This is a genomic window from Candidatus Epulonipiscium viviparus, assembly GCF_000171335.1.
GTDB lineage: Bacteria > Bacillota > Clostridia > Lachnospirales > Cellulosilyticaceae > Epulonipiscioides > Epulonipiscioides viviparus.
On sequence record NZ_ABEQ01000089.3, the window covers coordinates 1 to 12,851 of the forward strand.

Genomic DNA, 12,851 nt, shown 5'->3' on the forward strand with positions numbered 1-12,851 from the left:
CAGATGTCATCTTTCGATCCGGAACTTGATGATCGCTTAGCTGCTGAACTTGATGCTTACGCCACCACTGCCTCCGACGACCAGATGTCATCTCTCGATCCGGAACTTGATGATCGCTTAGCTGCTGAACTTGATGCTTACGCCACCACTGCCTCCGACGACCAGATGTCACCTTTCGATCCGGAACTTGATGATCGCTTAGCTGCTGAACTTGATGCTTACGCCACCACTGCCACTGACGACCAGATGTCATCTTTCGATCCAGAACTTGATGATCGCTTAGCTGCTGAACTTGATGCTTACGCCACCACTGCCTCCGACGACCAGATGTCACCTTTCGATCCAGAACTTGATGATCGCTTAGCTGCTGAACTTGATGCTTACGCCACCACTGCCACTGACGACCAGATGTCATCTTTCGATCCGGAACTTGATGATCGCTTAGCTGCTGAACTTGACGCTTACGCCACCACTGCCTCCGACGACCAGATGTCATCTTTCGATCCAGAACTTGATGATCGCTTAGCTGCTGAACTTGACGCTTACGCCACCACTGCCACTGACGACCAGATGTCATCTTTCGATCCGGAACTTGATGATCGCTTAGCTGCTGAACTTGACGCTTACGCCACCACTGCCTCCGACGACCAGATGTCATCTTTCGATCCGGAACTTGATGATCGCTTAGCTGCTGAACTTGACGCTTACGCCACCACTGCCTCCGACGACCAGATGTCATCTTTCGATCCGGAACTTGATGATCGCTTAGCTGCTGAACTTGATGCTTACGCCACCACTGCCTCCGACGACCAGATGTCACCTTTCGATCCGGAACTTGATGATCGCTTCGCTGCTGAACTTGATGCTTACGCCACCATTGCCTCCGACGACCAGATGTCACCTTTCGATCCAGAACTTGATGCCCACCTAGCCGCTGAACCAGATGCTAATTCCACAACTGCTGAGCAAAATCTTGATGCCCACCTAGCCGCTGAACCAGATGCTAATTCCACAACTGCTGAGCAAAATCTTGATGCTCACCTAGCCGCTGAACCAGATGCTAATTCCACAACTGCTGAGCAAAATCTTGATGCTCACCTAGCCGCTGAACCAGATGCTCCTTCCACAACTACTGAGTCAAAGCTTGATACTCACCTAACTACTGAACCCGATGCTCCTTCCACAACTGCTAAGCCAAAGCTTGATTCCGAATCCGACGCTCATCCTATAGATGACCCTATGGATGATGAACTCTTGGAATGCGAACTCGCTGCTCTCTCCTCATCTTTACCCGAAACCAAACCGGCAGCAACTAGTGATGATGTGATCTGGGAAGCTCTATTGGATGCCAAAGCCGCCGCCCTAGCAAGCTCACATTCATCAAACACGATAATACAATCTGATGAAGAGATGCTCTGGGAAGCTCTACTGGAAACAAAGGCCAATTCAATCACAGAACCAGAACATCCTACAGCCAAAAACAGGATAATTACCAAAAAGCACGTTAGCAATGCAAATGTCTGGACAGCTCTTTTAGATGCCAAATCTAAAGCAATAATACACAAAACAGCTCCAGAACAGGTAGAACATTCCGAAGCCACAAATATGATCCTCACAAAACAATATCCCAATAATGAGAGCGCCTGGGAAGCCCTATTGGATGCAAAAGCCAATGCAATCACGAATAAAACACCTATCAATCAGAAATCCGGTAATGAAGGTATCTGGGAAGCTCTACTGGATGCAAAAGCTAATAAAATCATAAATGAAAAAAAAAAAGACTTAAATTAAGTAGTACAAATATCGAAGCCAAATTAGCGGCCTCTGATACACTCTTGGGAATTACAATTAGCCCCAATACTACCGAGCAGGTTACATCCACAGGGGCTATTGAATCAAACATCGCATCGTTAGCCGCCTCTAACTCATTGCTAGGCATCACAACTAAAGCTCCCTCCACCGATACTACTATTACTCAGGCATCAGCTAACAAAATCGTTGCTCATCCATCAGCTAACAAAGTCGATGCTCCAGTATCAGCTGGTAAAATCGATGCTCATCCATCTGCTGGCAGAATCGTTGCTCCGGCATCAGCTAACAAAATCGATGCTCATCCATCTGCTGGCAAAATCGTTTCTCAGGCATCTGCTGGTAAAATCGATGCTCCAGTATCAGCTAGCAAAATCGATACTCATCCATCTGCTGGTAAAATCGTTGCTCCGGCATCAGCTAGCAAAATCGATGCTCATCCAGCTGCCGGCAAAATCCATACTCAGGCATCTGCTAACAAAATCGATGCTCCAGTATCAGCTAACAAAGTCGATGCTCATCCATCTGCTGGCAAAATCGTTGCTCAGGCATCAGCTAACAAAATCGTTGCTCCAGTATCAGCTGGCAAAATCGTTTCTCCCGCATCAGCTGGTAAAATCGATGCTCATCCATCTGCTGGCAGAATCGTTGCTCCGGCATCAGCTAACAAAGTCGATACTCATCCAGCTGCTGGCAAAATCCATACTCAGGCATCAGCTAGCAAAATCGTTTCTCCCGCATCAGCTGGCAAAATCAATATTCCGGCATCTGCTAGCAAAATCGATACTCAGACATCTGCTGGTAAAATCCATACTCAGGCATCAGCTGACAAAATCAATATTCCGGCATCAGCTGGCAAAATCGATGCTCAGACATCTGCTGGCAAAATCAATATTCCGGCATCAGCTGGCAAAATCCATACTCAGGCATCTGCTAACAAAATCGATGCTCCAGTATCAGCTAACAAAGTCGATGCTCATCCATCTGCTGGCAAAATCGTTGCTCAGGCATCAGCTAACAAAATCGATGCTCCAGTATCAGCTGGCAAAATCGTTTCTCCCGCATCAGCTGGTAAAATCGATGCTCATCCATCTGCTGGCAGAATCGTTGCTCCGGCATCAGCTAACAAAGTCGATACTCATCCAGCTGCTGGCAAAATCCATACTCAGGCATCAGCTAGCAAAATCGTTTCTCCCGCATCAGCTGGCAAAATCAATATTCCGGCATCTGCTAGCAAAATCGATGCTCATTCAGCTGCCGGCAAAATCCATACTCAGGCATCAGCTAACAAAATCGATGCTCCAGTATCAGCTAGCAAAGTCGATGCTCCAGTATCAGCTAGCAAAATCGTTTCTCCCGCATCAGCTGGCAAAATCAATATTCCGGCATCAGCTAGCAAAATCGATGCTCATCCAGCTGCTGGCAGAATCGTTGCTCCGGCATCAGCTAGCAAAATCGATGCTCATCCAGCTGCCGGCAAAATCGTTGCTCCGGCATCAGCTAGCAAAATCGATGCTCATCCAGCTGCCGGCAAAATCCATACTCAGGCATCAGCTGGTAAAGTCGATACTCAGGCATCAGCTAGCAAAATCGATGCTCCAGTATCAGCTGGCAAAATTAATTCTCCCGCATCAGCTGGCAAAATCGTTGCTCAGGCATCAGCTAGTGAAATCGTTTCTCCCGCATCAGCTGGCAAAATCAATATTCCGGCATCAGCTAACAAAGTCGATACTCAGGCATCTGCTAACAAAATCGATGCTCCAGTATCAGCTGGCAAAATCAATATTCCGGCATCAGCTGGTAAAATCCATACTCAGGCATCAGCTGGCAAAATCCATACTCCGGCATCAGCTAACAAAATCGATGCTCCAGTATCAGCTAGCAAAATCGTTTCTCCCGCATTAGCTGGCAAAATTAATTCTCCCGCATCTGCTAACAAAATCGATGCTCCAGTATCAGCTAACAAAATCGATGCTCATCCATCTGCTAATAAAATCGATGCTCAGACATCTGCTGGCAAAATCCATACTCAGGCATCAGCTGGTAAAATCCATACTCAGGCATCTGCTAACAAAATCGATGCTCCAGTATCAGCTGGCAAAATCCATACTCAGGCATCAGCTAACAAAGTCGATGCTCCAGTATCAGCTAGCAAAATCGTTTCTCCCGCATCAGCTGGCAAAATCGATGCTCATCCAGCTGCCGGCAAAATCCATACTCAGGCATCTGCTAACAAAATCGATGCTCCAGTATCAGCTAGCAAAATCGTTTCTCCCGCATCAGCTGGCAAAATTAATTCTCCCGCATCAGCTAACAAAATCGATGCTCCAGTATCAGCTAACAAAGTCGATGCTCCAGTATCAGCTGGCAAAATCGTTGCTCAGACATCTGCTGGCAAAATCGTTGCTCAGACATCTGCTGGCAAAATCCATACTCAGGCATCTGCTAACAAAATCGATGCTCCAGTATCAGCTAGCAAAATCGTTTCTCCCGCATCAGCTGGCAAAATCAATATTCCGGCATCAGCTAGTGAAATCGATACTCAGGCATCAGCTAACAAAATCGATGCTCAGACATCTGCTGGTAAAATCCATACTCAGGCATCTGCTAACAAAATCGATGCTCCAGTATCAGCTAACAAAATCGATGCTCCAGTATCAGCTAACAAAATCGATGCTCCAGTATCAGCTGGCAAAATCGATGCTCAGACATCTGCTGGCAAAATCAATATTCCGGCATCAGCTAGCAAAATCCATACTCAGGCATCTGCTAACAAAATCGATGCTCCAGTATCAGCTAGCAAAATCGATGCTCCAGTATCAGCTAGCAAAATCGTTTCTCCCGCATCAGCTAGCAAAATCGATGCTCCAGTATCAGCTAGCAAAATCGATGCTCCAGTATCAGCTGGCAAAATCGATGCTCCAGTATCGGCTAACAAAATCGATGCTCCAGTATCAGCTGGCAAAATCAATATTCCGGCATCAGCTAACAAAGTCGATACTCAGGCATCAGCTAGTGAAATCGATACTCAGGCATCTGCTGGCAAAATCGTTGTTCATGTATCAGCTGGCAAAGTCAATGCTCCCACATCAAATGGTAAAGTCAATGCTCCCGCGGCAAATGGCAAAGTCAATGCTCCGGCGGCAAATGGCAAAGTCAATGCTCCCGCGGCAAATGGTAAAGTCAATGCTCCCGCGGCAAATGGAAAAGTCAATACTCCGGCGGCAAATGGTAAAGTCAATGCTCCGGCGGCAAATGGTAAAGTCAATGCTCCCGCGGCAAATGGTAAAGTCAATGCTCCGGCGGCAAATGGTAAAGTCAATGCTCCGGCGGCAAATGGTAAAGTCAATGCTCCGGCGGCAAATGGTAAAGTCAATGCTCCCGCATCAAATGGAAAAGTCGTTGCTCCCGCAGTAGCTGGTGGCAGTACAGCTAAAAAGAAAAAATCTAAAAAAAAGAAAAACACTTCGACGGCAGCAGCTGGCAAAGTCAATACTCCGGCGGCAGCTGGCAAAGTCAATGCTCCGGCAGCAAATGGAAAAGTCAAAGCTCCGGCGGCAAATGGAAAAGTCGTTGCTCCGGCGGCAAATGGAAAAGTCGTTGCTCCGGCGGCAAATGGAAAAGTCAATACTCCGGCGGCAGCTGGCAAAGTCGTTGCTCCCGCATCAAATGGCAAAGTCAATGCTCCTGCATCAAATGGTAAAGTCAATGCTCCGGCGGCAAATAGCAAAGTCAATGCTCCGGCGGCAAATGGTAAAGTCAATGCTCCGGCGGCAAATGGTAAAGTCAATGCTCCCGCGGCAAATGGTAAAGTCAATGCTCCCGCGGCAAATGGAAAAGTCAATGCTCCGGCGGCAAATGGTAAAGTCAATGCTCCGGCGGCAAATGGTAAAGTCAATGCTCCCGCGGCAAATGGTAAAGTCAATGCTCCGGCGGCAAATGGTAAAGTCGTTGCTCCCGCATCAGCTGGCGACCCTAATCAAAAAAAATCTAAGACGAAGAAAAATACTTCGGAGACGGCAGTTAATAATAATTTGCCTAACCAAAAAAATACGGCACATGCTATTAATATTTTGGCACAAGTTCAAATTGATAGAAGTTCAGAGCTTGATTTTATCGATTGTCAAGCTTCGAAATATGTAGATTCTTTTGACAATTGCTTTAGCAAAAACGACCTTAATAAATTGAAGCAATTTTGCAGCAAATACGATACCGATCCCTCTCTGAAGCGCGACCATCAAGTGGATAAAATTGCCAAAAATATGGGAGATATGCTTCAAAAGTGTTCTAACAAAAATGAGCTGGCGGCGCGGCTTATAAAAGAGCTTGAAAAAGAGGGCTATTTCTATAAATATATATTAGCTCATACATTGAATCAACTTATTCCTCAAATTTCTATTGAACGTATTCACTTAAATTATTTTTCTAATACGGCTCAAGCAATTATCAAAAACCCTTCTTCGGACTTCAAAACATATTACGCATGTGTAATTAATATTATGGGCAACACTAAATCTYCAGTAGTTTCTGACAGTTTGGAAAGTTTGTTAGATAATAATCAGGTAGTCAAACACTATGCTAATTCCCTGATGCCTGCAATAGGAAAGGCCTGTATATCGTTACAAATATTCAAYAAATTGGTTAAATATTTGCAACAAGATCTGGTTAATGGCAAGCTTAATTTATACATTCTRCCCGCATTGGGTAATATGGGCCAACGCAGCAAGCATCAACCCTTGCCCATGAAAGATATAGAGTATAGTCTCGAATATATTATGGCGGCTGCTAATGTTAAAAACGCTACGCAGGCTATGTACGGCGTTCAGGCTTTAAAAAAAATAGGAGACGGACGCTTTGTAGATCGCATTAGCAGTTCAGCTAAACAAATGATATTACTGTTTTTGTCGCAGCTCGAAGGCATTCATAAATCAATAGCACCTGAAATTCGCAAAGCTGTCGCATTAATCAATAGCGAAATTGTTGAGAATCAATCGGACGGCAGTTTGTTGACCATCCGAACAGAATAGAAAGTGTTATTCTAGTAAAATCCCCAGAAACATTATAAATAACATGGATAGAAAAACATAGACTATAAAATATTGTTCCATGATATTGGGGGAGATACTCGTCAACACATATGTTATAATAGCCCAGATCATAAAGTAAGCAATGTTGGATAGAATACTTGAGCCTTGGTGTTTGAAATTACTTTGGATCAAACAAATAAAACACATCAGTAATACGATATATAAAATATTGAACATCGGCATACTATCACCTTCCTTGACAAGTTAGGATTATGTTTATATATTATTAATTGCTGTAGAAAAATGTGACAAATTGACAAACGTATCATAAGTCTGTATAATTGAAAAAAAATAGTGAAGAGGTGTATAACGCAATGGAAAAAGGAATTGTTCAGATAGCAGATGATGTTATTGCAGTTATTGCTCAGATCGCCGCGCTGGAAGTCAATGGACTAAAAAGCCTGGCACCTGCTAAGCAAGATATAGTGCAAACCATTACAAGAAAAAGACAGCTTAAGGGTATCAAAGTTTTTATAGAAGAGGGGGGCACAAGAGTTAGCGTTTCTATTAAGGCAATTTTGAACTATGGATTTAATGTRAAAAAAACCTGCGCACAAATCCAAGAAAAAGTTAAAAATTCTATAGAAACAATGACTGGCCTTAAAGTTTTGCGCGTTGATATTCAGGTAGTTGGCGTAGCATTTGAACAAGAATAAACGGAGTAAACGGAATAAACGGAATAGAAGGAAAATTAGATGACAAGAAGACAAGCAAGAATTTGTGTTGTTCAGATGCTTTACAATCTTAGCTTTCATGACAAAGAGCAAGCACAAGAAATATTAAACGAAAATTTATTGGATATAAAAGGCAAGGTAAAAACTTTTATATCGGAAACATTTGAAGGAATTGTAGACAATATGGATGCGATTGATACTGAAATCGAAGCCAATTTAGTAGACTGGAATCTTAGCCGAATAGCAAAGGTGGACTTAATGATTTTGCGACTGGCAGTATATGAGATCAATTATGCCAAAGATTTGCCGCCCAAAGTCGCTATAAATGAGGCGGTAGAAATAGCGCAAGAATATAGCACGGAAAAATCTGGAAAATTCATTAACGGAATATTAGGGAACATGAACAAAAAGGTTTCCTCTAATGGATAGAAAAATAATTGGCATCGGCGAGCTAAACCATTATGTGGCAGCTATTTTACACGAAGATTATATACTAAATAGCATCTGGTTGCGCGCCGAAATTTCAAATTTGACATATCATAAATCCGGGCATTTATATTTTTCACTCAAAGACGAAAATGCCGGAATTCAAGCGGTCATGTTTTCGCAATATGCCTCGCAACTTAATTTTCAGCTGGTAGATGGAATGAAAGTTTTGGTTAGATGCCAGATTGGGCTCTACGAAAAAGTTGGAAATTATCAGGCTTATGTATATGAGATTGAGCAAGAAGGTTTGGGCACACTGTATTCACAGTTTTTGGAGCTGAAAAGTACGCTAGAACAAAAGGGCTATTTTGATAAACACCAGCCGTTGGCTAAATATCCTGCAGCTGTGGGAATAATTACGTCTAAAACCGGTGCCGCGATCCWTGATATTATTCGAGTTGGGAGACGAAGAAATAAGACCATACCAATATATATTTATCCCGCGAGTGTGCAAGGACAATACGCACAAAATGAAATAGTGTGGGCAATCGAAAAAGCCAATGCCGATGCGATAGTTGATGTTATAATATTGGGCCGAGGCGGTGGCTCAATAGAAGATCTGTGGTGTTTCAATGAATTAGCCGTTGCATTGGCGATATATAATTCGAAGATTCCGATAGTATGCGCGGTAGGGCATGAGATTGAYTTYACGATTTCCGACTTTGTTGCGGACCATAGGGCGGCCACACCATCAGCTGCTGCCGAAATAGTGTTTCCGAATTTGRCCGATACTGTCGCGACATTGAAGTATCACATTAGAACTTTGGATAATATTATGAAAACAAAAGTGCGAGAATGTGAAGTGAATCTTAATGACTTGATAAACAGGCCAATATTTAAAGACAAAACTAAAATGTATCTCCAGAAAATACAGGAGTTAGATTTATTGGCAGAAGATTTGAACGAACGCATTCAGGATATTCTGCACCAAAAAAAGATGGAGTTGAATTTAAATCTCAAACAAATAGAAAAACTCTCACCAATAGCTACAATTTTGCGAGGGTTTGGAATGGTGACTTCGTCGTCTGGCCATGTTGTTTCAAACGTTGACAAAATTGCCATTGGAGATGATTTGGACATTAGGGTAGCCAATGGAAACATAATATCCAAAGTAATAAGCAAGCAAAAAGATATTAAGGAGAAAGTTAAATGACCGATAAAATAAGTTTTGAGCAAAGTCTCTGTAATCTAGAAAATATTATCCAAAAATTGGAAGAAGGTAACATAAGTTTGGATGAGACAGTCATAAACTATAAAGAAGGAATGGACTTTGCGGCAAATTGCTTAAAATTATTAAATCAGGCCGAAGCTGAAATTAGCTTATATGAAAATGGTCAATTTGTATCTATAAAGGAGGGAGGAAGTGGATTATCTTAACAAATATAAGATAGACGAAATGCTRGARAATTATCTGGCAAAAGAAACCGGCGAGTGCACAAGACTACAAGAGGCTATGCGCTATAGCGTATTGCAAGGCGGAAAGCGCATTCGGCCTATTTTGATGCGTCTTGCGTATGAGGCAGTGGGAGGGACCGGCAACATTGCTCCATATATGTGTGCCATAGAATTTGTACACACCTACTCGCTAATTCATGACGATCTTCCGGCAATGGATAACGATGCGCTGCGACGAGGTTTGCCAACTAATCATGTAAAATTTGATGAAGCCACGGCCATTTTAGCCGGAGACGGACTTTTAACACTGGCTTTTGAAATAATGCTACAAGATTTAGTATCTGATATGGATCCTGCAAAAGCTATTGCGGCTAATATTTTGGCCACAGGGGCTGGCGCATCTGGAATGGTGCTTGGTCAAATGTACGATATGTTTTATGAGGGCAAAGAAATTTCTATAGAAATGCTAGAAAAAATACAACTAAACAAAACAGGTGCGTTGATCAAGAGTGCGTTGAAAATGGGCGCTGTTTTGGGTTATGGATCAGAGAGCGAGCTGTTTGCTCTGGAATTATATGGCATATATTTAGGCAAAGTTTTTCAAATAATTGACGATATATTAGATATCACAGGACAAGTCAACGAACTTGGCAAAGATATAGGCAGTGATAGTAAAAACAAAAAAGTTACCTATACGAGCTTTTTCAGTGTAGATCAATGCTATGAGATTGCAGCGGAGCTTACTGCTAAAGCTATCAAATGTTTGGATAAAGTGAATGGCGATACTTCTTTATTAAAAGAGATTGCACAGGACTTACTAAATAGGAGGAGATAATATGACTAATTGGATTATTAGTCCTTCACTTATAATTGCAATTATAAGCTGGTTTATTGCACAGGTACTAAAAATCGTTATAACATTAGTACACGACAAAAAATTTGATATAGCTAAATTAACGGCATCTGGCGGAATGCCCAGCTCTCATAGTGCGTTTACCGTCGCGTTATCTACAGCTATTGGGCAGCTAGAAGGATATAATACAACGATGTTTGCGGTRGCGTGCGTATTTAGCTGCGTGGTTATGTATGATGCGGCAAATGTGAGAATGCAAGCTGGCAATCAAGCGATATTGTTAAATGAAATTATGGAGCACTTRAAAGATCAGAAAAAATTTGATATAGATTTTACTCTAAAAGAATTGTTAGGACATACACCGACACAAGTTTTTTGTGGTGCCGTGTTGGGAATGGCTGTTGCAATATTGGGGTTACCATACTTTGTTTGAGGCTTTGCATTTTAGGTGCAGAGCTTTTTTTTTGCTGTATATTATACCAAATTTTTGCCAATAATCTTAAATAAAGAAAACTATATTAGGAGTGAGCTATGAAAACATGTATAACCGGCGGATTGATATTAAATCCCGCAACTAATTTAGAACAGATAACAAATATTTATATAGAAGATGGACGTATTGAGTTTATAGGAGAAAAAAGTACAGAAGGATATACGGTAATTAATGCGACAGGGAAGTGGGTAATTCCGGGGTTGGTGGATTTGCATGTACACCTAAGAGAGCCTGGCTTTGAGCATAAGGAAACGATAGCGACGGGATGCTTGGCAGCTGCGAGAGCAGGAATAACAACAATATGCCCCATGCCAAATACCAATCCAGTGATCGATACTGCAAATATGGTGCGATACGTTTGCGACGCTGCCACGGTGGTGAACGTGATACCTGTAGGCGCCATAACCAAGGGACAAAACGGAGCCGAGGTTGCTGATATTACGGGTATGGCAGCGGCTGGAATTTGTGCCCTAAGCGATGATGGCAAGACCGCCATGAATTCTGCCATTATGAAGGAGGCTATGGGTATTGCAAACTCAGTGGGGCTTCCAATATTTTCTCACGCAGAAGATATGAACTTAATCGGTGGCGTAATGAACGAAGGCGAAAATTCGGTGCGCTTCAATTTGAAGGGGCTGGGACGAGAGGCAGAAGAGATTATCATTGCTCGCGACATGATTCTTGCACGACATAACAACGCTCGTCTTCATATATGCCACGTTAGTACCAAAGGAGGCGTGGAGCTTATCGAATTTGGCAAAAAGCTAGGGATACGCATTACCGCTGAAACCGCACCGCACTACTTTATCTTGGATGATAGCATTCTCTTTGATCACGATTCTAACAAAAAGATGAACCCTCCGCTTCGAACAAAAGAAGACGTCGCATCCATTCGAGCAGCACTGAGGTCGGGCATCTTAGACGCTATTGCCACAGACCATGCCCCTCATAGTTTGGCCGAAAAAGCATCTCCTATCGAAACAGCTCCGTTTGGCATAATCGGAATGGAGACTAGCTTCGCATTGAGTTATACACATTTGGTAAAAACTGGTATTTTAACACCACTTGGATTGATTTCAAAAATGTCTACAACGCCAGCCGCTATTATTGGCATAGACAAAGGGAATCTCGATGTGGGCAAAATTGCCGATATTGCCATTATCGATGTTAATGCAAAATATAAAATAAACAGCCAAGACTTTGTATCTAAATCTAGAAATACTCCGTTTGAAGGAATGGAAGTCTTCGGTGTTGTGGAAAAAACTTTAGTAAATGGACAGATAATTTATGAAAACTCTATTAGTTGCAGTTAATGCAAAATATATACACTCAAATTTAGCCATACATTGTATCGAGAAATATTGTAAGGGCGCCGATATCGAAACGCTGGAGCTTAGCATAAACATCGATGACAATCAGGTAATTAAACAAATATATAAAAGGCAGCCAGATATCATCGGCTTTTCTTGCTATATATGGAATATCGAATACATCAAAACTATAATACCAACTCTCAAAAAAATTTTACCTCATGTAAAAATTGTTCTAGGAGGTCCTGAAGTTAGTTTTAATTGCGAGGAGCTGCTAAACGAATTGCCAGTGGATTTGATAATGGAGGGCGAAGGAGAAATTACTTGGAAGCTATATTTAGCTGGAACGCCACTTTGCGATATTCCGGCTATTGTATATAAAAACGCAAATAAAATCGTAAAAAATCCTAGAACCAAAGCCATGAACTTAGCAGAGCTGCCGTTTGTSTATCAAGATTTGGATCCATTTGTAAACAAGATAATTTACTACGAATCTAGCCGAGGGTGCCCTTTTAATTGCTCCTATTGTATTTCTGGCATCGACAAGGGCGTGCGCTATTTACCGCTAGAACGAGTACTACAAGATTTGGAATACTTTTTGACTAAGAAAATCAAGCAGGTGAAGTTTGTAGATCGCACATTTAATGCCAATTTCAAATTTGCATTGGAGGTTTGGAAATATATTATTAAGTACGATAACGGAATCACCAATTTTCACTTCGAGCTTGCTGCAGAGCTGATCAC

At 42.2% G+C, this 12,851-nt stretch carries 10 protein-coding genes; all 10 read left to right on the top strand.

The genetic code is table 11. The annotated features are described in order from the left end of the window. On the top strand, nucleotides 1–1,791 hold a 1,791-nt coding region (locus EPU_RS14025; RefSeq protein WP_010169303.1), incomplete at its 5' end, for a hypothetical protein. A 44-nt stretch (nucleotides 1,792–1,835) separates the two neighbouring features. Further along, a complete protein-coding gene (locus EPU_RS10755) occupies nucleotides 1,836–6,836 on the top strand; it encodes a hypothetical protein (RefSeq protein WP_029488388.1) in 5,001 nt (1,666 codons plus the stop codon). A gap of 374 nt (nucleotides 6,837–7,210) precedes the next feature. Beyond that, nucleotides 7,211–7,552 carry an Asp23/Gls24 family envelope stress response protein gene (locus tag EPU_RS10760; protein ID WP_010169305.1) on the top strand — a complete coding sequence of 114 codons (342 nt, stop codon included), beginning with the start codon at nucleotides 7,211–7,213 and terminating at the stop codon, nucleotides 7,550–7,552. A gap of 39 nt (nucleotides 7,553–7,591) precedes the next feature. Beyond that, on the top strand, nucleotides 7,592–7,999 hold the full coding sequence (gene nusB, locus EPU_RS10765) for a transcription antitermination factor NusB (protein WP_010169306.1): 408 nt from the start codon (nucleotides 7,592–7,594) through the stop codon (nucleotides 7,997–7,999). Further along, entirely contained in the window at nucleotides 7,992–9,209 is a 1,218-nt protein-coding gene (gene xseA / locus EPU_RS10770; RefSeq protein WP_029488390.1) for an exodeoxyribonuclease VII large subunit, read from the top strand. Before nusB ends, xseA begins: the two co-directional genes overlap by 8 nt. Then, the gene (gene xseB / locus EPU_RS10775; RefSeq protein ID WP_010169308.1) at nucleotides 9,206–9,433 is read left to right on the top strand and encodes an exodeoxyribonuclease VII small subunit; all 228 of its coding nucleotides are present in this window, start codon (nucleotides 9,206–9,208) and stop codon (nucleotides 9,431–9,433) included. Before xseA ends, xseB begins: the two co-directional genes overlap by 4 nt. Next, a complete protein-coding gene (locus tag EPU_RS10780; RefSeq protein WP_029488391.1) occupies nucleotides 9,420–10,286 on the top strand; it encodes a polyprenyl synthetase family protein in 867 nt (288 codons plus the stop codon). The genes xseB and EPU_RS10780 overlap by 14 nt, the downstream gene beginning before the upstream one ends. A gap of 1 nt (nucleotide 10,287) precedes the next feature. Continuing rightward, nucleotides 10,288–10,737 (top strand): divergent PAP2 family protein, encoded by a 450-nt coding sequence (locus EPU_RS10785; protein ID WP_029488392.1) that lies wholly within the window; start codon nucleotides 10,288–10,290, stop codon nucleotides 10,735–10,737. 98 nt (nucleotides 10,738–10,835) lie between these two features. Beyond that, nucleotides 10,836–12,110: a dihydroorotase gene (locus EPU_RS10790; protein WP_010169311.1), complete on the top strand. Its 1,275-nt coding sequence runs from the start codon at nucleotides 10,836–10,838 to the stop codon at nucleotides 12,108–12,110. Then, on the top strand, nucleotides 12,085–12,851 hold a 767-nt coding region (locus tag EPU_RS10795), incomplete at its 3' end, for a B12-binding domain-containing radical SAM protein (protein WP_010169312.1). The genes EPU_RS10790 and EPU_RS10795, both read left to right, overlap by 26 nt.

What these genes read in the sequence shown, in the direction of transcription:
- nusB (WP_010169306.1), top strand. Translation starts at nt 7,592, where the DNA reads ATGACAAGAAGACAAGCAAGAATTTGTGTTGTTCAGATGCTTTACAAT.
- xseB (WP_010169308.1), top strand. Translation starts at nt 9,206, where the DNA reads ATGACCGATAAAATAAGTTTTGAGCAAAGTCTCTGTAATCTAGAAAAT.
- EPU_RS10790 (WP_010169311.1), top strand. Translation starts at nt 10,836, where the DNA reads ATGAAAACATGTATAACCGGCGGATTGATATTAAATCCCGCAACTAAT.